General features: G+C 51.9%; 18 protein-coding genes. 14 read left to right on the forward strand and 4 right to left on the reverse strand.

Features of this window, described 5'->3' with window-relative positions; translation table 11 throughout:
* The first annotated feature begins 22 nt into the window (after nucleotides 1–22).
* The 5 genes from K5Y33_RS02615 (at nucleotide 23) to K5Y33_RS02635 (ending at nucleotide 8,407) form a co-directional block, all read left to right on the forward strand.
* Nucleotides 23–3,409, forward strand: coding sequence for a DNA translocase FtsK 4TM domain-containing protein (locus K5Y33_RS02615; RefSeq protein WP_222233201.1), 3,387 nt, complete (start codon nucleotides 23–25; stop codon nucleotides 3,407–3,409).
* A gap of 175 nt (nucleotides 3,410–3,584) precedes the next feature.
* Nucleotides 3,585–4,196 carry an outer membrane lipoprotein chaperone LolA gene (lolA, locus tag K5Y33_RS02620; RefSeq protein WP_008102417.1) on the forward strand — a complete coding sequence of 204 codons (612 nt, stop codon included), beginning with the start codon at nucleotides 3,585–3,587 and terminating at the stop codon, nucleotides 4,194–4,196.
* 7 nt (nucleotides 4,197–4,203) lie between these two features.
* Nucleotides 4,204–5,550: a replication-associated recombination protein A gene (locus K5Y33_RS02625; protein ID WP_222233202.1), complete on the forward strand. Its 1,347-nt coding sequence runs from the start codon at nucleotides 4,204–4,206 to the stop codon at nucleotides 5,548–5,550.
* 99 nt (nucleotides 5,551–5,649) lie between these two features.
* Nucleotides 5,650–6,942 carry a serine--tRNA ligase gene (gene serS / locus K5Y33_RS02630; RefSeq protein ID WP_222233203.1) on the forward strand — a complete coding sequence of 431 codons (1,293 nt, stop codon included), beginning with the start codon at nucleotides 5,650–5,652 and terminating at the stop codon, nucleotides 6,940–6,942.
* 313 nt (nucleotides 6,943–7,255) lie between these two features.
* On the forward strand, nucleotides 7,256–8,407 hold the full coding sequence (locus K5Y33_RS02635) for an MFS transporter (RefSeq protein WP_110865841.1): 1,152 nt from the start codon (nucleotides 7,256–7,258) through the stop codon (nucleotides 8,405–8,407).
* Between the two features lie 55 nt (nucleotides 8,408–8,462).
* Here K5Y33_RS02635 and pflA read toward each other — a convergent pair whose 3' ends face one another.
* The 4 genes from pflA to ycaO all read right to left on the reverse strand — a co-directional run bounded on the left by pflA (nucleotide 8,463) and on the right by ycaO (nucleotide 14,700).
* Nucleotides 8,463–9,203, reverse strand: a complete 741-nt coding sequence (pflA, locus tag K5Y33_RS02640) for a pyruvate formate lyase 1-activating protein (protein WP_101760963.1) — start codon at nucleotides 9,201–9,203, stop codon at nucleotides 8,463–8,465.
* Nucleotides 9,204–9,367: 164 nt separating this feature from the next.
* Entirely contained in the window at nucleotides 9,368–11,650 is a 2,283-nt protein-coding gene (gene pflB / locus K5Y33_RS02645) for a formate C-acetyltransferase (protein WP_222233204.1), read from the reverse strand.
* Nucleotides 11,651–11,719: 69 nt separating this feature from the next.
* Complete coding sequence (gene focA, locus K5Y33_RS02650) at nucleotides 11,720–12,580, reverse strand: formate transporter FocA (protein ID WP_101760961.1); 861 nt, start codon at nucleotides 12,578–12,580, stop codon at nucleotides 11,720–11,722.
* A gap of 356 nt (nucleotides 12,581–12,936) precedes the next feature.
* Nucleotides 12,937–14,700, reverse strand: a complete 1,764-nt coding sequence (ycaO, locus tag K5Y33_RS02655; protein WP_101760960.1) for a 30S ribosomal protein S12 methylthiotransferase accessory factor YcaO — start codon at nucleotides 14,698–14,700, stop codon at nucleotides 12,937–12,939.
* Between the two features lie 310 nt (nucleotides 14,701–15,010).
* Between ycaO and serC the strand changes: the two genes are divergently transcribed.
* The 9 genes from serC (at nucleotide 15,011) to K5Y33_RS02700 (ending at nucleotide 26,997) form a co-directional block, all read left to right on the forward strand.
* Nucleotides 15,011–16,096 (forward strand): 3-phosphoserine/phosphohydroxythreonine transaminase, encoded by a 1,086-nt coding sequence (gene serC / locus K5Y33_RS02660; RefSeq protein ID WP_192413866.1) that lies wholly within the window; start codon nucleotides 15,011–15,013, stop codon nucleotides 16,094–16,096.
* A gap of 80 nt (nucleotides 16,097–16,176) precedes the next feature.
* On the forward strand, nucleotides 16,177–17,463 hold the full coding sequence (gene aroA / locus K5Y33_RS02665; RefSeq protein WP_222233205.1) for a 3-phosphoshikimate 1-carboxyvinyltransferase: 1,287 nt from the start codon (nucleotides 16,177–16,179) through the stop codon (nucleotides 17,461–17,463).
* 198 nt (nucleotides 17,464–17,661) lie between these two features.
* A complete protein-coding gene (cmk, locus tag K5Y33_RS02670) occupies nucleotides 17,662–18,342 on the forward strand; it encodes a (d)CMP kinase (protein WP_192234411.1) in 681 nt (226 codons plus the stop codon).
* Nucleotides 18,343–18,463: 121 nt separating this feature from the next.
* Nucleotides 18,464–20,140, forward strand: a complete 1,677-nt coding sequence (gene rpsA / locus K5Y33_RS02675) for a 30S ribosomal protein S1 (RefSeq protein WP_052025984.1) — start codon at nucleotides 18,464–18,466, stop codon at nucleotides 20,138–20,140.
* An 86-nt stretch (nucleotides 20,141–20,226) separates the two neighbouring features.
* Entirely contained in the window at nucleotides 20,227–20,511 is a 285-nt protein-coding gene (gene ihfB / locus K5Y33_RS02680) for an integration host factor subunit beta (protein WP_003849360.1), read from the forward strand.
* A gap of 206 nt (nucleotides 20,512–20,717) precedes the next feature.
* Nucleotides 20,718–22,976, forward strand: coding sequence for a DNA internalization-related competence protein ComEC/Rec2 (locus K5Y33_RS02685; protein WP_222233206.1), 2,259 nt, complete (start codon nucleotides 20,718–20,720; stop codon nucleotides 22,974–22,976).
* 34 nt (nucleotides 22,977–23,010) lie between these two features.
* Nucleotides 23,011–24,759 (forward strand): lipid A ABC transporter ATP-binding protein/permease MsbA, encoded by a 1,749-nt coding sequence (gene msbA, locus K5Y33_RS02690; RefSeq protein WP_101760956.1) that lies wholly within the window; start codon nucleotides 23,011–23,013, stop codon nucleotides 24,757–24,759.
* The gene (gene lpxK, locus K5Y33_RS02695; protein ID WP_110865845.1) at nucleotides 24,756–25,757 is read left to right on the forward strand and encodes a tetraacyldisaccharide 4'-kinase; all 1,002 of its coding nucleotides are present in this window, start codon (nucleotides 24,756–24,758) and stop codon (nucleotides 25,755–25,757) included. The genes msbA and lpxK overlap by 4 nt, the downstream gene beginning before the upstream one ends.
* Nucleotides 25,758–25,779: 22 nt before the next feature.
* On the forward strand, nucleotides 25,780–26,997 hold the full coding sequence (locus K5Y33_RS02700; protein ID WP_222233207.1) for a winged helix-turn-helix domain-containing protein: 1,218 nt from the start codon (nucleotides 25,780–25,782) through the stop codon (nucleotides 26,995–26,997).

Genomic DNA, 26,997 nt, shown 5'->3' on the forward strand with positions numbered 1-26,997 from the left:
TACAGGCACCTGGAGAGTTCTCTTGAGCCAGGAATATACAGAAGATAAAGATGTTTCGTTACAACCGCTGAGCAGTGGACGTCGTCTGCTGGAAGCGTTGCTCATTCTTGTGGCCTTGTTCGCCATCTATTTGATGGTGTCGCTGGTTAGTTTTAACCCGTCAGATCCAAGCTGGTCACAAACCGCATGGCACGAACCTATCCATAATCTGGGTGGTAGCGTCGGCGCATGGCTGGCCGATACGCTATTGTTCATCTTTGGCGTGATGGCCTACGCCATTCCTCCCGTCATTATTGGTCTGTGTTGGATCACCTTCCGCCAACGTGATCGTCAGGATTACATCGACTACTTTGCCGTTGGTTTACGCCTGATTGGCGTGCTGGCCTTGGTGGTAACGACCTGTGGTCTGGCGGCGCTCAACGTAGATGACATCTGGTATTTTGCTTCCGGCGGCGTAATCGGCAGCCTGGTCAGCAATGCGATGGCACCGTGGTTCAGTTCGGCTGGCGGCACCTTGACGCTGCTGTGCGTCTGGGCTGCCGGCATCACGCTTTACACCGGATGGTCATGGCTGACGATTGCCGAGAAGATCGGCGGCGTGGTGATGGGTATTCTGACCTTTGCCAGCAACCGTTCACGACATGACGAACCCTGGCAGGAAGAAGAATACGACGACGAAGAGCTTGCTGATGAGGTGTCGCCTCCGATGCATGCTGCACACTCCGTTAATGACGACGATGATGTGTTGTTAGCTAAACCGCGCATGGTGAGCGAACCGGTTGCTGCGGAGTTGAGCGACGATCCGCTGCTGGCGAAGGCGAGTGCGGCAACTGCCGCTGCAATTGCGGTTACTACGCAAGCCGCACAGCAAACTCCAGCTGCTATGCAGCCTGCTCCAGCCGCATCTGCCGAACCCGACGCAATGCCACGCGTTGCCGAAGCCACGGCTCAGTCGACTCCGGCTCCTCAGCCTGTTGCTGCAGCGCAACAACCAATCGCGCAGCCTTCTGCTCCGCTCTATCGTTTCGAGATGCCAGGTGAAGCAGCACCTTCACCGTTTTCGCCGGCTGATGATGATGAGGGCCCGAGCATGGGCAACTGGCAGGATGCCGCTTCATCTTCTGCACCTTTAAACAGTCTCGCCGCCGCTTCACTTGCCGCTGGAGCAGTCAAAGCAGCGACATCACCTGCTGCTTATTCACCTGCCTTCGATATCGTACCTGAGCGTGATTACAACCCGCAGGTGAAGCAGGGCATTGGTCCAGAGTTGCCGCGTCCAAATAAAGTTAAGTTGCCAACACGACGCGAGTTAGCTTCGTACGGTATTAAGTTGCCTTCGCAGCGCATGGCGGAAGAGCAGGCTAAAGATGCTGAGCAGCAACAGCCAGAAGTCACTGCGTCTTACAGCGTTCCTCCACAGGAAGAGGATGTTGAGCTGCAAGAGGCGCAGTTGCGTGATGCCTTCGCGTCGCAGCAGCAGAATCGTTACGGTGAAAGCTGGCAGGGAGCGTCTGAGCCTGATGATGAGGATGCATTGCAGCAGGCTCAACTTGCACGTCAGTTCGCCGATCAGCAGCAGCAACGCTATACCGAACCTGAAGTGAAGGAAGCACCGGTATTTAATCTGGATACGTCGTCTGCTTTTGATTTTTCACCAATGAAAGATTTGGTCGACGATAGCCCGAGCGAGCCACTGTTCACTATTTCTGCATCGCCAGAGCCGGAAGAGCCCGCGCCGTGGCAACAACCTGCTGCGCCGGAGCCAGCGGCAATGCCGTCGTTGAGTGCTGAATCCAGCCCATGGTCGTCGCCGGAACAGGAAGCTTATTCTGCGCCGCCTGCACCAGTGAAACCTGCTGCGCCTGTGCAGGACAGCTTGTTCCACCCGTTCCTGGTTCGCCATGAACAGCCGCTGGAAAAACCTTCTACGCCGCTGCCCACGCTGGATCTGCTCACGTCACCACCGGCAGAAGAAGAGCCGGTGGATATGTTTGCGCTGGAGCAAACCGCGCGGCTGGTTGAAGCACGCCTGGCTGATTATCGAGTGAAGGCCGAGGTTGTAGGTATTTCACCTGGTCCGGTCATTACCCGCTTCGAGCTCGATTTAGCGCCAGGCGTTAAAGCTTCCCGTATTTCTAACTTGTCGCGTGACCTGGCGCGTTCTCTGTCTGCGGTTGCCGTGCGCGTGGTGGAAGTGATTCCAGGCAAGCCTTACGTCGGGCTTGAACTGCCAAATAAACATCGTCAAACCGTTTATCTGCGCGAAGTACTGGATTGCCCTAAATTTCGTGAAAACCCGTCACCGCTTGCAGTGGTGTTGGGTAAAGACATTGCTGGCCAGCCGGTGGTGGCTGATTTGGCGAAAATGCCGCACTTGCTGGTTGCCGGTACCACCGGTTCCGGTAAATCAGTGGGCGTTAACACCATGATCATTAGCATGCTGTATAAAGCCACGCCGGAAGAAGTGCGCTTTATCATGATCGACCCGAAAATGCTCGAGCTGTCAGTCTACGAAGGCATCCCTCACTTGCTGACCGAAGTGGTTACAGACATGAAAGATGCGGCCAATGCGCTGCGCTGGAGTGTTGGTGAAATGGAGCGTCGCTATAAACTGATGTCTGCGCTGGGCGTGCGTAATCTGGCCGGCTATAACGAGAAGATTGAGCAGGCTGCCGCGATGGGTCGACCGATTCCGGATCCGTTCTGGAAACCGGGCGATAGCATGGACACCACACCTCCGGTGCTGGAAAAACTGCCTTATATCGTGGTGCTGGTCGATGAATTTGCCGATCTGATGATGGCGGTCGGTAAGAAAGTCGAAGAGTTGATTGCTCGTCTGGCTCAGAAAGCGCGAGCGGCGGGTATTCACCTGGTGCTGGCGACACAGCGCCCGTCGGTTGATGTGATTACCGGTCTGATCAAAGCCAACATCCCGACGCGTATCGCCTTCACCGTTTCCAGCAAGATCGACTCACGTACCATCCTCGATCAGGGCGGTGCAGAATCGCTGCTGGGGATGGGTGACATGCTGTACATGCCGCCAAACTCCTCAATGCCTGTACGTGTGCATGGTGCATTCGTGCGCGATCAGGAAGTGCATGCGGTGGTTCAGGACTGGAAAGCACGCGGTCGCCCGCAATACATCGAAAGCATTACTGCTGGTGAAGAGAGCGAGAGCGCAGCTGGCGGAATGATGGGCGATGAAGAGCTGGATCCGCTGTTTGATCAGGCGGTTTCTTTCGTAGTGGAAAAACGCCGAGCCTCCATTTCTGGAGTTCAGCGCCAGTTCCGTATCGGATATAACCGTGCCGCACGTATCATCGAGCAGATGGAAGCGCAGGGCATCGTTTCTGAACCGGGACATAACGGCAACCGCGAAGTGCTTTCGCCGCCGCCACACGAGATGTAATTTATCGCGTGCAGTTGTCTGCTTATGGGCCAGTTAACACTGGCCCATTGTTTATCTGTTGGTCGATCCCCATATCTTCGGGAGCTTTCGGCTTTTTCTCCTGTCGAAGAGACAGGATGGCAACTACGTTTAATGCTGTAAGTGTCGGGAAACAATAAATAAGGAATCGAATCAGATGAAATTACGCGTTATTGCCTGTGGCCTGTTGGCCAGTTTTGTTTCCGCATCAGTATTGGCGGATGCGTCCAGCGATCTGCAGCAGCGTCTTAATAAAGTGAACAGCTTCCATGCCAGCTTCAGTCAGAAAGTGACCGATGGCAGCGGCGCCAACGTGCAGGATGGTGAAGGCGAGCTGTGGGTGAAGCGCCCAAGCTTGTTTAACTGGCACATGACAGCGCCGGATGAAAGCGTAATTATTTCTGATGGCAAAAATCTGTGGTTCTACAATCCATTCGTTGAACAAGCCAGCGTTAGCCTGTTGCAAAATGCAGCCAGTAATACGCCGTTTATGCTGATTGCGCGTAACCAGCCAAGCGACTGGAAACAGTACAACATCAAGCAGCAGGGCGATAACTTCGAGCTAACGCCAAAGAGCAGTGATGGCAACCTCAAGCAGTTCACCATCAATGTGACATCGTCTGGCACCATCAATAAGTTCAGCGCGATTGAGCAAGATGGTCAGCACAGCGATTATCAGCTGAAGAGCCAAAACAACGGCGCTATTAGCCCAGACAAATTCACCTTTACGCCGCCAAAAGGGGTAACGGTGGACGATCAACGTCAGTGAGGTCAAGGTGAGTAACCTGTCTCTGGATTTCGCTCCAACGAATGAGTTTCAGCCGCTGGCCGCGCGTATGCGGCCGGCGACGCTGCAACACTACATTGGGCAACAGCATTTGCTGGCGCCCGGTAAACCGCTGCCGCGCGCCATTGAGGCCGGGCATCTGCATTCGATGATTTTGTGGGGACCGCCTGGGACAGGGAAAACGACATTAGCCGAGATTATCGCCCATTACGGTAAAGCTGATGTTGAACGCATTTCTGCTGTCACTTCTGGGGTGAAAGAGATTCGTGAAGCGATCGAGCGTGCCCGACAAAATCGTCAGGTGGGTCGACGCACCATCCTGTTTGTCGACGAAGTCCATCGCTTTAACAAAAGTCAGCAGGATGCTTTCCTGCCGCATATTGAAGATGGCACCATTACGTTTATTGGTGCCACCACAGAAAATCCCTCGTTTGAACTCAACTCGGCGCTGCTATCCCGTGCCCGCGTATATTTACTCAAGTCTCTGACCACTGCAGATATTGAACAGGTTCTGCTGCAGGCGATGCAGGATGACGAACGCGGTTATGGCAAAAGCGATATTGTGCTGCCGGATAATACGCGCCGTATGATAGCGGAACTGGTGAACGGTGATGCACGTCGGGCATTGAATACGCTGGAAATGATGGCGGATATGGCTGAAAGCAATGCCGAAGGCCAGCGTGAATTAACGCCACAATTACTCAACGAAGTTTCCGGTGAAAGAGCGGCGCGTTTTGATAACAAAGGCGATCGTTTCTACGATCTGATCTCCGCTCTGCACAAGTCTGTTCGCGGTTCAGCACCTGATGCGGCACTTTACTGGTATGCAAGAATCATCACCGCAGGCGGCGATCCGCTGTATGTCGCACGCCGTTTGCTGGCTATCGCCTCGGAAGATGTGGGTAACGCCGATCCGCGCGGCATGCAGGTTGCGCTAGCGGCCTGGGATTGCTTTACGCGCGTCGGTCCAGCCGAAGGCGAAAGGGCGATTGCGCAGGCGATTGTTTACCTTGCCAGTGCACCCAAAAGTAATGCCGTTTACACCGCTTTCAAAGCCGCGATGCGCGATGCGCGCGAATTTCCTGACTACGATGTGCCGGAACATTTACGCAACGCCCCAACCAAATTGATGAAAGAGATGGGGCTGGGCAAAGAGTATCGTTATGCGCACGACGAGACTAACGCCTATGCCGCTGGCGAAGTCTATTTCCCGCCTGAAATGGCGCAGACGCGCTACTATCAACCGACTAATCGCGGGCTCGAAGGGAAAATTGGCGAAAAACTCGCCTGGCTGGCTGAGCAGGATCAAAATAGCCCGATAAAACGCTACCGCTGATAAACACCTTACGGTAAGGTGAGCAAGGATTTCATTGCATTCCATAGGGATGCAAGTCCCGCCATTCGTTCAATCAACCTTTTATTACACAGGATTAGCATGCTCGATCCCAACCTGCTGCGTAACGAGCCAGACGCAGTCGCAGAAAAACTGGCACGCCGAGGATTTAAACTGGATGTGGAAACCTTACGTTCGCTTGAAGAGCGTCGTAAAGTCTTGCAGGTAGAAACTGAAAATCTGCAGGCTGAGCGTAATTCCCGATCCAAATCCATCGGTCAGGCCAAAGCACGTGGGGAAGACATCGAGCCGCTGCGTCAGGAAGTGAACGCGCTGGGCGAACGCCTGGATGCGGCTAAAGCAGAACTGGATGCCCTGCAGAACGAAATTCGTGACTTTGCCCTCGCATTGCCAAACCTCCCGGTTGACGAAGTCCCGTTGGGTAAAGATGACAGCGAGAACCAGGAAGTCAGCCGCTGGGGCCAGCCGCGCCAGTTCGATTTCCCGGTGAAAGATCATGTTGAGCTGGGTGAAGCCGCCAAAGGTCTGGACTTTGCCGCCGCAGTGAAACTGACGGGTTCACGTTTCATTGTGATGCAGGGCCAGATTGCGCGTCTGCACCGTGCGCTTAGCCAGTTTATGCTTGATCTGCATACGCAGCAGCACGGTTATCTTGAAACCTATGTTCCTTATCTGGTGAATCAGGAAACGTTGTATGGCACCGGACAGCTGCCGAAGTTTGGTGAAGATTTGTTCCATACTAAGCCGCTGGGCGAAGAAGCGGGTAGCAGCAACTATGCGCTGATCCCTACCGCTGAAGTGCCGCTGACCAATCTGGTGCGTGATGAGATCGTTGAAGAAGAATCTTTGCCGCTCAAACTTGCTGCGCACACACCATGCTTCCGTTCTGAAGCCGGTTCGTACGGGCGCGATACGCGTGGTTTAATCCGTATGCACCAGTTCGATAAAGTGGAAATGGTGCAGATTGTGGCGCCTGAAACCTCCATGGATGCACTGGAAGAGTTGGTGGGCCATGCAGAGAAAGTGCTTCAGTTGCTCAATCTGCCATACCGTAAAGTGCTGCTTTGCACCGGCGATATGGGCTTTGGCTCTTCCAAGACTTACGACCTGGAAGTTTGGCTGCCAGCACAGGACACCTATCGTGAAATCTCCTCTTGCTCCAACATGGGTGATTTCCAGGCTCGTCGTATGCAGGCGCGCTGCCGTAGCAAAACCGACAAGAAACCGCGTTTGGTGCACACGCTGAATGGTTCTGGTCTGGCAGTGGGTCGTACTCTGGTGGCTGTGCTTGAAAACTATCAGCAAGCAGATGGCCGCATTGAAGTGCCAGAAGTACTACGTTCTTATATGGGCGGATTGGAATTCGTTGGCTAATCAACGCGCAATTATATAAACCCGGCAATGCCGGGTTTTTTGTTTCTTAAGCGGCAAAATAATTATTTTTTAGTCGGAATTAATAAGAAATAAACGTTATCGACAATAAATGGCTATTAATCATTAAAAATCGTAAATTCAAATAGATAGATGCCAGACTTGTATCCCTCCTCATGCCTCTAACCCTCTGAAGATAAAAAAAATAAATTGTTCCGCTGCAAATCGTGCGGCGACGAATTTTTGCACATTGACTTTAAAATAGCGGATGGCAAACTGCGCGCAATTATCGTCATTTCTTTTGGTTTTATTCCCTATGTCAACCTGGTCGCGCCCCGTCGTTTTGCTGCTTTGCGGCTTAATGCTTATGACGGTGTCTATCGCTGTGCTTAATACGCTGGTACCGCTCTGGCTTACCCATGATCAATTGCCAACCTGGCAAGTGGGAATGGCTAGCTCATCGTATTACACCGGAAACTTGCTGGGCACCTTGCTCGCGGGCTGGTTGATTACTCGTTATGGTTTTAATCGCTGTTTTTACCTCGCCAGCGTGCTTTTTGCCGTAGCGACCATGGGCATGGTGATACTGGATGGTTTCTATAGCTGGACATTACTGCGCTTTACCGCAGGTGTCGGTTGTGCACTGATTTGGGTGGTGGTTGAGAGTGCCTTGTTATGCAGCGGTACCGTGCGTAATCGCGGTCAGTTGCTGGCGGCTTATATGATCATCTATTACCTCGGCACTGTTGCAGGCCAGTTGCTGGTGAGCCGCGTGTCAACCGAGCTGCTCCACGTGATTCCATGGGTGACTGCACTGATTATCTGTGCGGTATTGCCGGTAGTATTTGTGCATGTCAATTCCAGCGCTGCGACAGAAGAAGCTTCAACGGGGCGCCTTTGGGTTATGTTGCGTCGTCGTAGTTCTCGTCTTGGCATCAATGGCTGCATTATTTCCGGTATCGTTCTCGGCTCACTTTATGGCTTGATGCCATTGTATCTGTCACATCAGGGCATGAGTGATGCAAACGTCGGATACTGGATGGCGTTACTGGTCAGCTCCGGCATCGTCGGTCAGTGGCCGGTAGGACGTTTAGCCGATCGCTTTGGTCGCCTGATGGTACTGCGTGTGCAAGTGTTTGTGGTTATCCTGGGTGCGATTGCTATGTTAGGTGATACTGCGATGGCACCAGCGCTGTTTGTGCTGGGTCTTGCGGGTTTTACACTTTATCCGGTGGCGATGTCCTGGGCGTGCGAAACCGTCGCGCATCATGAGTTAGTGGCAATGAATCAGGCGTTACTGTTTAGCTATACCGTGGGCAGTTTGGTGGGGCCGGGAATGACGTCAATGCTGATGCAGAATTACTCTGACCGCCTGCTGTTTGTGATGATTGCTGCAGTTGCACTGGTTTATCTGGTGATGTTACTGCGCAAAGCCGATCATCAGGCTACTCCTGTCGCACATGCTTAACGCATTCCCATGAAATAGTAAAAAGGGGAGCCGGTGGTTCCCCTTTTGTTTGCGGTTAATACATCACTTCATGGCCGTAGCTGGCGAGGATATTCTTCACTCGCTCCATGGTTTCCTTGCTCGGCGGCTTAACACCATCCAGCTTGTACTCTTCGCCCATGGCGATCCATTTGTGTTTGCCTAACTCGTGGTAAGGCAGCAATTCGATCTTCTCTATGTTATCCATATCTTTGGTAAACTCACCCAAGCGATGAACGGAGTCATCATCATCGGAGTAGCCAGGCACCACTACAAAGCGGATCCAGGTGCGTTTGCCTCTCTTCTGCAGATAGCGCGCAAAGTCCAGCGTACGATGATTGGAAACGCCCACCAGAATCTGATGCACATCATCGTTAATCTGTTTTAAATCGAGCATTACCAAATCAGTGGCATCAAGCAATTCATCGATCACCGGATCGTAGCGACGAACAAAGCCGTTAGTGTCGAGACAGGTATGAATGCCTTCTGCCTGGCAAGCGCGGAACCAGTCACGCACGAACTCCGCTTGTAAGATCGCTTCGCCACCCGACGCCGTCACGCCACCGCCAGATGCATTCATGAAGTGACGATATGAGAGCGCATCCTTCATCAACTCTTCAACGGTAACTTCTTTACCGCCATGCGTGTCCCATGTATCGCGGTTATGGCAATACAAGCAGCGCATGAGGCAGCCCTGAAAAAAGGTAATGAAGCGGATGCCTGGGCCGTCAACGGTGCCGCAGGATTCAAAGGAGTGGATACGACCGATGGTTGACATTGCGATGAGTTCTCCAGGTGAGCCTGAATATCAGGCAGCACAATCTATGTTGTGCTCTAAAAGTGAAAGTCGATTTTGCCAGGTCGCCAGCACCAGCAAACTGGCAAAACGGACTTGTGGAGAAAAGGCTCCCGCAGGAGCCTTTCAATCTCAGTGAACTACGATTACAGCGACTGAGTGAACGTACGGGTAATTACATCTTTCTGCTGCTCTTTGGTGAGCGAGTTGAAGCGCACAGCATAACCGGATACGCGAATGGTCAGCTGCGGATACTTCTCAGGATGTTCCATCGCATCCAGCAACATCTCACGGTTCATCACGTTAACGTTCAGATGCTGACCGCCCTCAATATTGGCTTCATGGTGGAAATATCCATCCATCAGGCCAGCAAGATTGGTTTTACGCACGTTATCATCTTTACCCAGCGCATTTGGCACGATGGAGAAAGTATAAGAGATGCCGTCTTTCGCGTAAGCAAAGGGCAGTTTCGCGACGGAGGTCAGTGAAGCCACCGCACCTTTCTGATCACGGCCGTGCATTGGGTTAGCACCCGGACCGAATGGCGCACCCGCACGACGTCCGTCTGGCGTATTACCGGTTTTCTTACCGTAAACCACGTTAGAAGTGATGGTCAGCACTGACTGAGTTGGCACCGCGTTACGGTAGGTTTGCAGTTTCTGAATTTTCTTCATGAAACGTTCAACCAAATCGCACGCCATGTCATCAACGCGAGAGTCGTTATTACCAAATTGCGGATATTCGCCTTCAATTTCAAAGTCTACTGCGAGACCATCTTCATCACGGATGGTTTTCACTTTGGCGTATTTGATGGCAGAAAGTGAGTCAGCCGCAACAGACAGACCCGCGATACCACAGGCCATGGTGCGATAAACGTCACGATCGTGCAGCGCCATCAGTGAAGCTTCGTAGCTGTACTTATCGTGCATGTAGTGAATGATATTCAGGGAGGTGACGTACTGCTTAGCCAGCCAATCCATGAAGTGATCCAGGCGCTCCATCACGATGTTGTAATCAAGAATCTCGTCAGTGATTGGTGCTTCTTTCGGACCCACCTGCATTTTCAGTTTTTCATCAACGCCACCGTTGATTGCGTACAGCAGGGTTTTTGCCAGGTTGGCACGCGCACCGAAGAACTGCATCTGCTTACCGACAATCATTGGGCTAACGCAGCAGGCGATAGCATAGTCATCGTTGTCGAAGTCAGGACGCATCAGGTCATCATTCTCATACTGCAATGAAGATGTATCGATAGACACTTTTGCGGCGTATTTCTTAAAGTTAACCGGCAGTTTTTCTGACCACAGGATGGTCATATTTGGCTCCGGAGATGGCCCCATGGTGTAAAGCGTATTCAGGAAACGGAAGGTGCTTTTAGTCACCAGAGTACGACCATCGACGCCCATACCCGCCAGTGATTCTGTTGCCCAGATTGGGTCACCAGAGAACAGCTCATCGTATTCAGGCGTACGCAGGAAGCGCACCATACGCAGTTTCATCACCAGATGGTCAATCAGTTCCTGTGCTTCTTCTTCAGTCAGTTTTCCGGCCTGAATATCGCGCTCGATATACACATCAAGGAAGGTGGATACGCGACCAAAGGACATTGCCGCACCGTTCTGAGATTTCACCGCCGCGAGATAGCCATAGTAAGTCCACTGAACGGCTTCTTGAGCATTGGTAGCGGGCAGCGAGATATCTGAACCATACTTCGCAGCCATCTCTTTGATCTGACCCAGTGCGCGGTGCTGTTCAGAGATCTCTTCACGCAGGCGAATGGTGGCTTCGAGGTCAACGCCATTCTCCATATCGCTCTGCAGAGAATTGAACTGCGCAACTTTGTCTTTCATCAGAAAATCGATGCCGTACAGCGCAACGCGGCGATAGTCACCGATGATACGACCGCGGCCATAGGCATCCGGTAAACCCGTCAACACGCCTGATTTACGGCAGCGCATGATGTCAGGGGTGTAAACATCGAACACGCCCTGGTTATGGGTTTTGCGGTAATCAGTGAAGACTTTTTTCAGCGCGGGATCAAGTTCGCGGCCATAAACCTTGCAAGAACCCTCAACCATTTTGATGCCGCCAAACGGGATGATGGCACGTTTCAAAGGTGCTTCAGTTTGCAGGCCAACGATTTTTTCCAGCGATTTGCTGATGTAGCCGGCATCATGAGAGGTGATGGTTGAAGCCAGATCGGTGTCAAAATCTACCGGCGCGTGGGTGCGGTTCTCGATTTTGATGCCTTCAAGTACACTGTCCCACAGCTTAGTTGTGGCCGGCGTCGCGCCAGCGAGGAAGGATTCGTCGCCTTCATACGGTGTGTAGTTTTTCTGGATAAAGTCACGGACATTGACGCTGTTCTGCCATTCGCCGGCGCTAAATCCTTCCCAGGCTGACGCCATTTTTTCATTCAGTTCGGACATGATATACCTGCCTTATTTAGGGAGACTTTGACGTATGGCGCGCTGACTCAGCACGCCCGTACCAATTCATTAATGCACCGGCTCATCGCCACGCAGATAGATTACCCAGTAGGTCAAACCGACTAATAATCCGCCGCCAATAATGTTGCCGATGGTCACGGGAATCAGGTTGTTAACAATAAAGTCACTAACGCTTAGTGATGGGAACTGTGCTGCGCTTGCACCAGCCATTTGCCAGAATTCCGGGCTGGAAAAATCACGGATAACGATGGCCATCGGGATAAGGAACATGTTGGCAATACTATGTTCAAAACCGCAGGCAACAAACATCGCCACCGGTAGGATCATCGCAAACATTTTGTCCATCAGACTGCGGCCGGAATAACTCATCCACACCGCCAGGCAAACCATCAGGTTGGCGAGCGTGCCGAGACTCACTGCTTCAATAAAGGTGTGATGCATTTTATGGTCAGCGGTTTGCAGGACATTCAAACCCCAGGCACCATTCGCCACCATGTGTTCACCGGCTAACCAGATCAGCGCGACAAAGAACAGCGCACCAAACAGGTTCCCGATATAGACCGTCAACCAGTGTCGACCGAGTTGCAGCCAGGTGATACGGCCGCTGGCTTTTGCCACCACGATCAAAACAGTTGAGGTGAACAGGTCAGCACCGCACACCACGACTAACATTAAACCGAGCGAGAAACAGATACCGCCGATCAGTTTTGCTATGCCGTAGGGCATTGCTCCACTTCCGGTGGTCGCAGTGATATAGAAGACAAATGCGATTGAGATAAATACGCCAGCAGTGATGGCAAGGAAGAAGGTGGTTAAAGGACGTTTAGTAGCTTTATATATGCCGGCTTCTTCTGCAACTTTCGCCATTGCCGCCGGTAATAATGAATTAAAAGGGTTGTCAGCTTTCACACTAACGCTCTCCAAAAATTGCCTGTAAAGATATTAACAAAGGAGTATAGGTCAGAAATTGATGTGGATCATATTTGACCGGAAGGTCGCTGATAAGCGAAGCGTAAATGCGTCTGAGTGCTGCTTAAATTATTGAATTTATTACAATAAATAATTTTTAATTTATGCAAAATAAGTTGAAGGTGGCTGCGGGCAAGACTAGATTTTGTTAAATATCATTAACGATTAAAGCTGAATTGTTATTTATTAATGCACTTAAATCTCTTTGTATGATCAATATAAAAAAATGGCACTGATTTTTTCAGTGCCATTGACCAATACCCTAATTTCTATAAATGGAAATTTAAGCGTTAAGGCTATTTTTGTGACCAATAACGACGTTTAGCTGTCTGCAGCTTTTCATAGGCAGCGAGTAATGATTGATGCGCAGGGAAAGCTTTCAGATCCAGATCGACCGCTTGCAATCCATAGAAGGGCGCTTCGCCACTGATTGCCGCTGAAGCAGCCTCAACAGCAGCCTGGCCGTACATACGAATAAAGGCGCGATGATATTGTAGCGGATCGCGTTCCTCTTCCATTGCCAGCAGCAGCAAGGTTTGCAGACAGCGGTAGTAGTTTGCGCGCTCTTCACTAAAGATGGACTGATTAAACTCCATCGTCCATTCAGTCCAGATCAGAGCCTGATCCAAGTCGCCGCCGGCCAGCGCCAGCATGGCTTTCAGCTCGCCGATACGCAGCGTGTACCAGCCATTGTCTTTGCCTGATGCCAGACCCAGCAGCTCGCGCACGCGAGTAAAGTCATCATGACCTTCCTCATCCAGTTGCACAATCAGCTCGAGATAGGCTTCGGGTTCCCATTGGCTGTCTGGCAGCGCCAGTAGGGTTTTGCGCAGTGGTGCGCCCATGCTGTTATTTGCCAGCAGCAGATCTTCTGCTGGATAAATATCAGACATGCCCGGCACGATAATGCGGCAAGCGTAAACACTCAGATGTTCATAGTCAGCGATATAGACTTCTTTATCTTCCGCACGGAAGATCGCCATTAGCGTATCAAACTCTTCGTGAGTGGTACCCGCAAAGCTCCAGTCGACGAAAGGATAATCGGCATCGTCTTTAAACATATCCCATGAAATCAGGCCGCTTGAATCGATGAAATGCGTTTCCAGGTTAGCGTGTTCCGCTACCTCTTCATCATCGAACGTCGGCGGTGTGAACACGTCGAGATCTTTCAGACCACGGCCCTGCAGCAGTTCAGTAACGGTTCGCTCAAGTGCGACGCCAAAGTCCGGATGTGCGCCAAACGAAGCGAAGCAGGTACCATTTGCTGGATTGAACAGCACAACGCAGATAACCGGGTATTTGCCGCCGAGTGACGCATCGTATGAGAAGATTGGGAAACCTTCTGCTTCCAGACGTTCAATTGCTTCAATTACGCCAGGATAACGCTGCATCACCTCTGCTGGAATTTCTGGCAGGCTGATGGATTCGGCGATGATGCGATTCTTAATATGACGCTCAAACACTTCAGAAAGACCCTGTACACGCGCTTCGTTCGCGGTGTTACCGGCAGACATACCATTCGAAACGTACAGATTACCGATGATGTTCATCGGGATATACACTGTTTGCTGGTCAGATTGACGGGTAAATGGCAGGCCACAAATTCCACGCTCGTCATTGCCGGATTGCAGATCAATCAGCTCAGAAGCACCCAGGCTCTCATCAGGATCATAGAACTTGCGCAGGCGCGCATCCAAAATGCCTTCTGGCAGGCTGTCGTCCTCAGTGAGCGGGAACCATTTTTCATTCGGATAGTGAACAAAATCACCATTAGCGATGGATTCACCCAACCAGAAATCGGCGAAGAAATAGTTAGTAGAGAGGCGCTCAAAATATTCGCCCAGCGCTGAAGCCAGAGCGGCTTTTTTGCTAGCACCTTTGCCATTTGTAAAGCACAGCGGGCAGTCGCGATCGCGAATGTGTACTGACCAGACGTGTGGCACCGGATTCAGCCAGGAAGCTTCTTCAATGTTGAAACCAAGGTCTTGCAGTTTCTGCTGAAAGCGAGCAATGGAATCTTCCAGTGCGGCGTCTTTTCCGGGGATAAACGTTTGCGTCATGGTGGCGCTCTCTTAAGTCAATGGGGTGGGCGTAAAGCGCGCAATAATACGGGTTTTATGCGTGCTTCGCTATTCAGTCAGCCAAATTTATCTCAGACTGGTTAAGGTTGTTACGGCATTCCGCTTGCCGATTTTTCTTTCTGGAACAACCTCACAAAATTCCATGGCTTAATGCATTTATGACATAAGCTGCGGTGAAGCTGGCTCTGGAAATGTGATCGCTGCCGGATTAATGATTGCAGCCATCTGGAGGCAATGATAAAACCGGTTGGGTATTCATAACCGTTCGATATGACAGTGGTGAGGGGAAATGACTCAGGTTTATAATTTTAGCTCTGGCCCGGCTATGCTGCCGGTAGAAGTGCTCCGTCGCGCAGAACAAGAACTGACAAACTGGCACGGATTAGGCACCTCGGTGATGGAGATCAGTCACCGCAGTAAAGAGTTTATTGCTGTTGCAGAAGCGGCAGAACAAGATTTTCGCGATCTGCTGAAGATCCCAGCCAACTACAAAGTTTTATTCTGCCATGGCGGTGCGCGTGCGCAGTTCGCGGCCATTCCCGGCAACTTGCTGGGTGATGCAAAAAACGCGGATTATATTGACGGCGGTTACTGGGCTCACAGCGCAATTAAAGAAGCCGAGAAATTCTGCTCGCCAAATACCATTGATATTAAAACTACGCGTGATGGTAAGCGTGCTTTATTACCAATGCGTGAATGGCAGTTAAATGATGATGCGGCTTATGTCCATTTCTGCCCGAACGAAACGATTGATGGCATTGCTATCGATGAAGAGCCGGATTTTGGCGATAAAGTCGTAGTTGCCGATCTCTCTTCTACTATTCTGTCTCGTCCAATCGATGTAAGTCGCTATGGCGTGATCTACGCTGGCGCGCAAAAAAATATCGGCCCGGCGGGCTTAACCTTAGTGGTTGTGCGCGAAGATCTGCTAGGCAAAGCACAACGTTATGTGCCTTCTATCCTTGATTACAAGGTGTTGGCCGAAAATGAATCGATGTTTAACACTCCGCCGACTTTCGCATGGTATCTCTCTGGCCTGGTATTCAAATGGCTGAAAGAGAAGGGCGGCGTGGCCGAGATGGACAAGCTGAATCAGGCAAAAGCCGACTTACTCTACGGTGTGATTGATAACAGCGCATTTTATCGTAACGATGTCGCAAGCGAAAACCGTTCACGTATGAACGTGCCATTCCAGTTAGCCGATTCCTCATTGGACAAAGTGTTCCTGGAAGAGTCTCTCAAGGCTGGGCTGCACGCGTTGAAAGGCCATCGCGTGGTTGGCGGTATGCGTGCATCGATCTACAATGCGATGCCGCTGGAAGGGGTTAAAACGCTCACTGAGTTCATGGTCGACTTCGAACGTCGCCACGGCTAATTGCTTTTTCATGCCAGCTTGTCTGGTATCAGACCCCGTCACTCGATGGGGTCTCGTATTTTCTGGAGATTTGGTTTCACATGCAGGACTCCCTGACTCTACAACCGATTGCTCGCGTTGACGGCACGGTAAACTTACCGGGTTCAAAAAGCGTCTCGAACCGCGCACTCTTGCTGGCCGCGCTGGCAAAGGGCACCACCCGCCTGACTAACTTGCTTGATAGCGATGACGTTAAGCACATGCTGAATGCCCTCAAAGCGCTGGGTGTCAGCTATACGCTCTCAGACGATCGCACCGTATGCGAAGTAGTAGGTAACGCGGGCCCTTTACATGCTGGAAAACCGCTTGAGCTGTTTCTCGGTAACGCAGGTACAGCGATGCGACCTTTGGCTGCCGCGCTCTGTTTGGGCGAGCAGTCAATCGTTCTGACTGGCGAGCCACGCATGAAAGAGCGTCCGATTGGTCATCTGGTTGATGCACTGCGTCAGGGCGGAGCAAAGATTGACTATCTCGAACAGACCGATTATCCGCCAGTGCGTCTTAATGGTGGTTTTGTTGGTGGGGAAGTCAGCGTCGATGGCAGTGTATCCAGCCAGTTCCTCACGGCATTGCTAATGACCGCGCCACTGGCGCAGCAAGACACCATCATCACCATAAAAGGCGATCTGGTTTCTAAGCCTTACATTGATATCACCTTGCACCTGATGCGCTGCTTTGGTGTGGATGTTGATAATCAGGACTATCAGCGTTTTGTGGTTAAAGGGCAGCAACAGTACCAGTCTCCGGGCGATTATCTGGTGGAAGGTGATGCGTCTTCTGCATCATACTTCCTCGCTGCCGCTGCCATTAAAGGGGGTACCGTACGTGTAACCGGTATTGGCCGCAACAGCGTGCAGGGCGACATCCGTTTTGCTGATGTGCTGGAAAAGATGGGCGCAGTGATTGAGTGGGGAGATGACTATATCTCTTGCACACGCGGATCGCTGACGGCAATCGATATGGATATGAACCATATTCCCGATGCGGCAATGACAATTGCAACTACTGCACTTTTCGCTCAAGGCACCACGTTGATGCGCAACATCTATAACTGGCGCGTAAAAGAGACCGACCGTCTTGCTGCGATGGCGACTGAGTTACGCAAAGTGGGGGCGGAAGTAGAAGAAGGGCAAGACTTTATTCGTGTCACACCGCCGGCTCAGTTGCAACATGCGGACATCGGTACTTACAACGATCACCGTATGGCAATGTGCTTCGCACTGGTGGCTCTGTCGGATACGCCGGTAACCATCCTTGATCCAGGCTGCACTGCGAAAACCTTCCCGAGCTATTTCCAGCAGTTGGCGAAAATCAGTCATACTTCCTGATCGTTTAACCCGGTGCACTGCGCCGGGTTTCTTTGCTCTCTTCTGGCCTTATCAGGCGGAAATTGTTCTGAATCTGTCTATATTTCTAGCGCTGTCTACGCTAAAGGGTAACTAACCCGACGCAGGCAGCGTATAATGCCGCGCAATCCAGGCGGCCTGGAAGGGCTGACAATAAGCACGCAGCAACAGGAGAGAACAATGACGGCAATCGCCCCGGTTATTACCATCGATGGGCCAAGTGGCGCGGGTAAAGGGACTTTATGTAAAGCGATGGCGGAGTCGTTGCAGTGGCACTTACTGGATTCTGGCGCTATTTATCGCGTTTTAGCATTGGCCGCACTTCACCATCAGGTGGATATTGAGTCCGAGGAAGCATTAGTACCGATGGCTGCGCATCTTGATGTGCGTTTTCTATCGGTTGACGGTGAAATGCAGGTGGTTCTTGAAGGTGAAGATGTCACCGGTGAAATCCGCACGCAAGAAGTCAGCAACACCGCATCGCGCGTTGCCGCTTTCCCGCGGGTGCGTGAGGCATTGCTTCGACGCCAACGTGCATTCCGCGAAGAGCCCGGTTTAATCGCTGATGGACGCGATATGGGAACCGTGGTTTTCCCTGATGCGCCAGTGAAAATATTCCTCGACGCCAGCTCGGAAGAGCGTGCGCATCGCCGTATGCTACAGTTGCAGGAGAAAGGCTTTAATGTTAACTTTGATCGCCTTTTATCCGAGATAAGGGAACGCGACGACCGCGATCGTAATCGTGCCATCGCCCCTTTAGTGCCTGCCACAGATGCTCTGGTACTGGATTCAACCAGTATGTCGATTGAGCAAGTGATTGAAAAGGCGCTTGATTATGCTAAGCGTAAGTTGGGCATTTAATCTTTCGGCAACCGAATTGCTGTAACCCTGTACCAAGGACCCGGTGCAGGGCATGTGAAACAACCCCATCCGACAATGAAGTCAGGTGGACGTTAAATTGAAGAATCCTAAGATTATCAATATGACTGAATCTTTTGCTCAACTCTTTGAAGAGTCCCTGAAAGAAATCGAAACCCGTCCGGGTTCCATCGTTCGTGGCGTTGTTGTCTCTATCGACAAAGACGTAGTTCTGGTTGATGCGGGTCTGAAATCTGAATCTGCAATTCCTGCAGAGCAGTTCAAGAACGCAGCCGGCGAACTGGAAATCCAGGTAGGCGACGAAGTTGACGTTGCGCTGGACGCAGTAGAAGACGGCTTCGGTGAAACCCTGCTGTCCCGTGAGAAAGCTAAACGTCACGAAGCTTGGATCACGCTGGAAAAAGCTTACGAAGACGCTGAAACTGTTACCGGTGTTATCAACGGCAAAGTTAAAGGTGGCTTCACAGTTGAGCTGAACGGTATTCGTGCGTTCCTGCCAGGTTCACTGGTAGACGTTCGTCCGGTTCGCGATACTCTGCACCTGGAAGGCAAAGAGCTTGAATTCAAAGTAATCAAGCTTGATCAGAAACGTAACAACGTCGTGGTTTCACGCCGTGCAGTTATCGAATCTGAGAACAGCGCTGAGCGCGATCAGCTGCTGGAAAACCTGCAGGAAGGCATGGAAGTTAAAGGTATCGTTAAGAACCTCACTGACTACGGTGCATTCGTGGATCTGGGCGGCGTTGATGGCCTGCTGCACATTACCGATATGGCTTGGAAACGCGTTAAGCATCCGAGCGAAATCGTCAACGTGGGCGACGAAATCACTGTTAAAGTGCTGAAGTTCGACCGCGAGCGTACCCGTGTATCTCTGGGCCTGAAACAGCTGGGCGAAGATCCTTGGGTTGCTATCGCTAAGCGCTATCCAGAAGGCACTCGCCTGACTGGTCGTGTAACCAACCTGACTGATTACGGCTGCTTCGTAGAAATCGAAGAAGGCGTTGAAGGTCTGGTACACGTTTCAGAAATGGACTGGACCAACAAAAACATCCACCCGTCTAAAGTTGTAAACGTAGGCGATGTGGTTGAAGTAATGGTTCTGGACATCGATGAAGAGCGTCGTCGTATCTCCCTGGGTCTGAAGCAGTGCAAATCTAACCCATGGCAGCTGTTCGCTGAGACCCACAACAAAGGCGATCGCGTTGAAGGTAAAATCAAGTCAATCACTGACTTCGGTATCTTCATCGGCCTGGACGGTGGCATCGACGGTCTGGTTCACCTGTCTGACATCTCCTGGAACGCGACTGGCGAAGAAGCCGTTCGTGAGTACAAAAAAGGCGACGAAATCGCTGCCGTTGTACTGCAGGTTGATGCAGAGCGCGAGCGCATCTCTCTGGGCGTGAAGCAGTTGGCTGAAGATCCATTCAACAACTACATCACCCTGAACAAGAAAGGCGCTATCGTGACTGGTAAAGTCACTGCAGTTGACGCGAAAGGTGCTACAGTAGAATTAGCTGACGGCGTAGAGGGTTACCTGCGCGCTTCTGAAGCTTCTCTGGACCGCATCGAAGACGCAACTCTGGTTCTGAGTGTTGGCGACGACGTTGAAGCTAAATTCACCGGCGTTGACCGCAAGAACCGCGTTGTGAGCCTGTCTGTTCGTGCTAAAGACCAGGCTGATGAGAAAGAAGCTATCAACACTGTTAACACCAAACAGGATGAAGGCAGCAACTTCTCTAGCGCGATGGCTGAAGCGTTCAAAGCGGCTAAAGGCGAGTAATCGACCTAAGGCACCGGACGATGAAAATCGTCCGGTTTCGGTAAAAGCTGTCATACCTTTCCAAATAAGGATTAACCGGAGGTTACATGACCAAGTCAGAACTAATTGAGAGACTTGCTGGCCAGCATACTCATATTCCGGCGAAAGTCGTTGAGGATGCGGTCAAAGAGATGCTTGAGCACATGGCCACTACGTTGGCCCAGGGCGAGCGCATTGAAATCCGGGGATTCGGCAGCTTTTCTTTGCATTACCGTGCACCGCGTACGGGGCGTAACCCGAAAACGGGCGACAAAGTGGATCTGGAAGGTAAATACGTTCCCCACTTTAAGCCGGGCAAAGAATTGCGTGACCGTGCGAACATCTACGGCTAAGCCGCTACCGAACGATAAAAACGACACTCTAGGGTGTCGTTTTTTTTTGCTTAGAGTATGCGGAATTGAGATCTGCTTTCCAAAATGAAGTCTCATCAATGTAATCTCTGCAAAAGTCTCGGAATCCATCGCGACACACTCTCTTTTCAATGAAGTCAATCCCTGCTTTTCTCGGCACACTCTTCCGCCAATGAGGGAGAGTAATAATGCATATGAACTGGATTGTTCTGGCCAGATTGATGATTGCCTCGGCATTGCCGTTGGGCATATTGCCGCACATACCCGCTGCCAACGGAATAGTCATCATGGTTGTATTCGCTGTGGCGCTTGGGTTGATGCCAATCACGTTGCTACGGCTTGCAGGAATTGCTCTCTTAATGGTGGCCTGGACATTGACTGAAGCCCGCCAGATGGTCAGTGCCATTGGGGATCTGACTGCCGCCTCAATTGAAGCCACTGTACGTGTGACTGAAGTTCGTGAACAGAAGCAGCAATTAACCGTGCAAATCTTGCGTGTAGGTCAGCGTTATCAGTTTCCACCTCTCTTTGTCACGCTCAATAATGATTCGATGGAGCAGCCGTACTGTGCCGGTCAGCGCTGGCAGATGAAACTGCGACTGCGTGCCGTCCACGGCAGATTAAATCAAGGCGAGTTCGATCTGCAGCGCTTTGCCTTGTCTAATCACACGCCGCTGCAAGGGCGCATCATCAGTCAGCAGGTGGATTCGCTAACTTGCAACTGGCGGACGCGTTTAATTAATCATCATCTACCCGCATTCGATACGCTCAAACAACCGGCAATTATGCAGGCTTTAGCGTTTGGTATACGTACCAACATGACTGAAGAACAGCGACAGTTGCTGCGGGAAACAGGTACTGCCCACTTGATGGCAATCTCGGGAATGCATATTGCATTAGCTGCCAGCGTTGGATGGCTGTTGGCGCGTGCTATCCAGGTAATTTTGCCGGGTCATTTGATTGGTCATTTATTTCCGCTGCTGGTTAGTGTTATGACCGCAGCGACTTACACGTGGGTTTCTGGCAGTCATGCACCGGCCCAGCGCGCGATGATCGCGCTCATATTATGGATAGGGATGCGCAGCGCCGGTTGGCAGCTCAGTGGCTGGCAAGTCTGGACGTTATGTATCGGCGCTTTGCTGGTACTAGATCCATTAACTGTGCTGTCAGAAAGCTTTTGGTTGTCGGCACTGGCGGTCGCGATGCTGATTACCTGGTATCAATGGTTTCCATTAACACATCGCTTTCGCGCAAAGCGTCGATGGCTGTTATTGCAATTGCTACATCTGCAGTTAGGAATGATGATCCTCATGGCTCCACTACAAATCTTCCTGTTTCAGGGAATAAGCCTGAGTGCGTTATTAGCAAATCTGATCGCGGTGCCGGTTGTGTCTTTTGTCACGGTGCCACTAATATTGCTGGCAATGCTATTGCCAGTGCCGCTGATTTCAACGGGATTATGGTCTCTGGCGGATCTTTCCATAAGCCAGGTCATGCTCCTGCTGCAGTGGTTACCCGCTGGCTGGTGGGCATGGAGCGATACGTTACCTGCTATCGTGCTGCTGTGGGTAGGATTAGTTCTCTGGCGCAGCAAGCTGATTTATCGCAGTGTGATGCCGTGCTTTAGCCTGATACTCGCAATCATCCTTTGGCGCAGCGCTTCACAGCGTGATGACTGGCAAATCGACATGATTGATGTGGGGCATGGCCTGGCGATTGCCATTACACAGGGCAATGAAGTGGTGTTATATGACGTTGGACCGGGATGGAAACAGGATGATGCCGGTTCGCGCGTCATTCTGCCATGGTTGCAGTATCACGGCAGAAGCCTCCATTCTTTGATATTAAGCCACAAGCATCTTGATCACCGTGGTGGGCTACACTCATTGCTCAAAGTTAATCCAGCGGTAGCAATTCGTAGTGCCCTGGCGGAAGACGGACACCTGCCATGCTTCCGTGGTCAGCGGTGGGAGTGGGGCAAATTGCAATTTACCGCTTTGTGGCCGCCGGAGAATCAGACCCAGGGACAAAATAACGATTCCTGTGTGGTGCGAGTCGATGACGGGCTCTTCAGCGTGTTACTCACCGGGGATATTGAGTTAGAAGCCGAGAGAAAAATTGTCGCGCTGGAAAAAGAGGCTCTGAACGCGACAATTTTGCAGGTTCCGCACCATGGTAGTCGGACTTCATCAGGCGCATTACTGTTACGTAATGTTGCTGGGAAAGCAGCATTTGCTTCGGTGGCGCGGTATAACGCCTGGCGTATGCCTGCGCCAGCCGTGGTGCAACGCTATCGTCAGCAAGGCTATATGTGGTACGACACGGCACAATCGGGTCAGATTCATGTGGGTATCAGACAAGGTCATTGGCAAATTAAGGGCTTAAGAGAGCAAATAATGCCTCGATGGTACCATCAGTGGTTTGGCGTCAAACGCGATTCCAGGTAGAATGAGCGGCTATTTCAAACAGCGTGAATAAATAATGCATCAAGATAAAGATCTCTCAACGTGGCAGACATTCCGTCGACTCTGGCCGATGATTGCGCCCCACAAGGCTGGCCTGTATGTGTCAGCGGTGGCGCTGATACTCAATGCGGCAGGCGATACCCTGATGCTCTCTCTGTTGAAACCTTTACTGGATGATGGCTTCGGTAAAGCAGACAGATCCGTAATGCTGTGGATGCCGCTAGTGGTAATTGGCCTGATGCTGGTACGTGGCGTGACCAGCTATATCTCCAGTTACTGCATCTCATGGGTGTCCGGCAACGTTGTCATGAACATGCGTCGCCGCCTGTTCGGCCATATGATGGGCATGCCGGTAACCTTCTTTGATCAGCAATCAACGGGGACGCTGCTGTCACGCATCACCTACGATTCTGAACAGGTGGCCTCTTCCTCTTCCAGTGCACTGGTTACGGTGGTGCGTGAAGGGGCCTCAATCATTGGCCTGTTCATCATGATGTTCTATTACAGCTGGCAGCTGTCTTTGATTCTCATTGTGCTGGCACCGATCGTCTCCTTTGCTATTCGTACTGTTTCCAAACGTTTCCGCAGCATCAGTAAGAACATGCAGAACACCATGGGACAGGTCACCACCAGCGCCGAACAGATGCTAAAAGGGCATAAAGAAGTGCTGATCTTTGGTGGCCAGGAAGTGGAGGCCAAGCGTTTTTCTCAGGTCAGTAACAGAATGCGCCAACAAGGCATGAAACTGGTGTCAGCATCTTCAATCTCTGATCCGGTAATCCAGTTGATTGCCTCGCTGGCACTGGCATTTGTGCTTTATGCCGCCAGTTTCCCAAGCGTGATGGAAACGCTGACAGCCGGTACCATCACCGTGGTCTTCTCATCCATGATCGCCTTGATGCGTCCGCTCAAGTCACTGACCAACGTGAATGCACAGTTCCAGCGCGGTATGGCGGCTTGTCAGACGCTGTTCTCGATTCTTGACAGTGAGCAGGAAGTGGATAACGGCAAGCGTGAAATGGATCGTGCTAAGGGTGATGTGGAATTCCGCAACGTGACCTTTACCTATCCAGGCCGTGAAATTCCTGCGCTGCGTGATATCAACCTGTCGCTGCCTGCCGGTAAAACCGTTGCACTGGTCGGCCGTTCTGGCTCTGGTAAATCCACTATGGCCAGCTTGCTGACGCGCTTCTACGACATTGATAGCGGTGAAATTCTGCTGGATGGCCATGATCTGCGCGAATACACCCTGCGTTCACTGCGTAATCAAGTGGCATTGGTTTCCCAGAACGTTCATCTCTTCAACGACACCGTCGCCAACAACATTTCTTATGCCCGTAATGGTCAATACACGCGCGAGCAAATCGAGCAGGCTGCGACCATGGCGCATGCAATGGACTTCATCCAGAAGATGGATAATGGCCTTGATACCGTGATAGGTGAGAATGGCGTGCTGCTTTCCGGTGGTCAGCGTCAGCGTATTGCGATTGCGCGTGCGTTACTACGCGACTGCCCGATTTTGATTCTCGATGAAGCCACATCAGCGCTCGATACCGAATCTGAGCGGGCGATTCAGGCCGCACTTGATGAGCTGCAGAAAAATCGCACCTCACTGGTGATTGCGCACCGTCTGTCGACCATTGAGAAAGCCGATGAGATCGTCGTAGTTGAAGATGGTCGCATTGTCGAACGCGGTACTCACAGCGTGCTGCTTGAACAGAAGGGCGCCTATGCGCAGCTTCACAAACTGCAGTTCGGTCAATGATCGAACGCATCTGGAGCGGGCGTTCGCCGTTATGGCTGCTGCTATGGCCGCTGAGTCTGCTTTATGGGGCGATCACCCTATTGATTCGCCTCAGCTTCCAGCGCGGTTGGCGAAAAAGTTGGCGCGCGCCTTGCCCTGTGATTGTGGTGGGGAACCTCACCGCAGGTGGGAATGGTAAAACGCCCGTAGTGATTTGGTTGGTGCAGGCGCTGCAACAACGTGGAGTACGTGCTGGCGTGGTGTCGCGGGGTTACGGCGGAAAAGCTGAACGTTATCCGCTGCTGGTTACCGCTGAAACGCCCACGGCGCAGGCCGGCGATGAACCTGTGCTGATCGCTCAACGCACGCAAGTGCCGGTCGCCGTTGCGCCACGGCGGCGTCTGGCGGTAGAAGGCTTGCTCGCTGCGCACGATCTGGATGTGATTATCACCGATGATGGCCTGCAGCATTATGCGCTGCAGCGCGATCGCGAAATCGTGGTGGTGGATGGGATGCGTCGTTTTGGCAATGGCTGGTGGTTACCGGCCGGGCCGATGCGTGAACGCGCCTCACGACTTAGCACCGTAGATGCGGTGATCGTTAACGGCGGCGATGCGCAGGCGGGCGAAATTGCGATGTCATTGCAGCCCGGTCTGGCGGTCAACCTGATCAACGGTGCAAGCGTGGCGTTAGCGCAATTGCCGGAAATTGTCGCGATGGCCGGCATAGGTCATCCGCCGCGCTTCTTCAACACGCTTAAGCAGCAAGGCATCAAGCCAGTGGCTGAAATTGCCTTCGCCGATCACCATGCTTACAGCGAAGACGAATTGCGGCGTCTGACTCAGGCAGATCAGTGCTTGCTGATGACGGAAAAAGATGCGGTAAAATGCCGTAGTTTTGCTCGCCCAAACTGGTGGTATTTGCCAGTTGATGCGCATCTGCAAGGCGCGGCGGTGACAACCTTGTTAGACGATATCACCCATCTCTGCACTACCGCGCGCGACGCCCGTTCGCGCTAACCACCAAAAAGGGAATGGAGTTATGAACCTCGTCGCTTCCCTCTCGTTGCAAACTGCTCGTCATCTGCATCTGGCTGCTCAGGGACTGTTACGTCCTTTAGGCCGACGTGCGCGCTTTGCTGATATACACGCGACTGTGCGTCAGATGTCTTTGCTGCAAATTGATACCATCAATGTGGTGGCACGCAGTCCTTATCTGGTGCTGTTTAGCCGCCTTGGCGCGTATCAGACCAACTGGCTGGAAGAGGCGCTGGCCTCGGGCGCATTATTTGAATATTGGGCTCATGAAGCCTGTTTTATTCCTTTCGAAGATTACCCGTTGCTGCGCCACCGCATGCTGGAACCGCAGCGACTGGGCTGGAAGTACAACCAACGATGGGTTGAGGAACATCAACAGGAAATCACTGACCTACTGCAACACATCTCCGTCAACGGCCCAGTGCGAGCAGCCGATTTCAGTAATGATAAACAGACCAAACCGGGCTGGTGGGCGTGGAAGCCGCATAAGCGTCATCTGGAGAATTTGTTCAGCGCGGGTCAGTTGATGGTGGTGGAGCGGCGCAACTTCCAGCGGGTTTACGATCTGCACAGCCGCGTGATGCCGGACTGGATTGATGAACAGCATGCGTTAAGTGAAGACGAAGCGGTGTTACAGATGCTGAGTCACAGCGCATGCAGTCTCGGCATTTTCCGTGGCAGTTGGTTAGCCGATTATTACCGGCTCAAACGCGCACCGCTCAAGTCATGGCTTGAGGATGCGGCTGCGCGCGGAGAAATTGTGCGTGTTGAGGTCGAGCAACTGGGCGAAATGTGGTTACACCACGCATTATTGCCGCTGCTGGAAAAGCCACTCTCTGCCACGCATACCGCGCTGTTGTCACCCTTTGAACCAGTGGTTTGGGATCGTCGTCGCGCGCTGGAGCTGTTTAATTTTGATTACCGCATTGAGTGCTATACGCCTGCGGAAAAGCGCAAATATGGTTATTTTGTCCTGCCGGTCCTGCATCGCGGATTATTGAAAGCGCGCATTGATGCCAAAATGGAGCGTCAGGCGCAGCAATTAGTGATTCGTGCATTCTGGCTGGAAGAGGGCACACGCATCAGTAACGCTTTCCTTAATGACGTCCAAAAAGCCATTAATCGCTTCGCCGCGTGGCAAGGCGCCAACCAAGTGATTATCGAAAATGCGCCGGCAGAACTGCTGGCTGCCTGGTCAAATCGCTGGTCGATTGGTGAATAA

Source organism: Pantoea sp. DY-17 (assembly GCF_019795975.1).
Lineage (GTDB): Bacteria > Pseudomonadota > Gammaproteobacteria > Enterobacterales > Enterobacteriaceae > Pantoea > Pantoea leporis.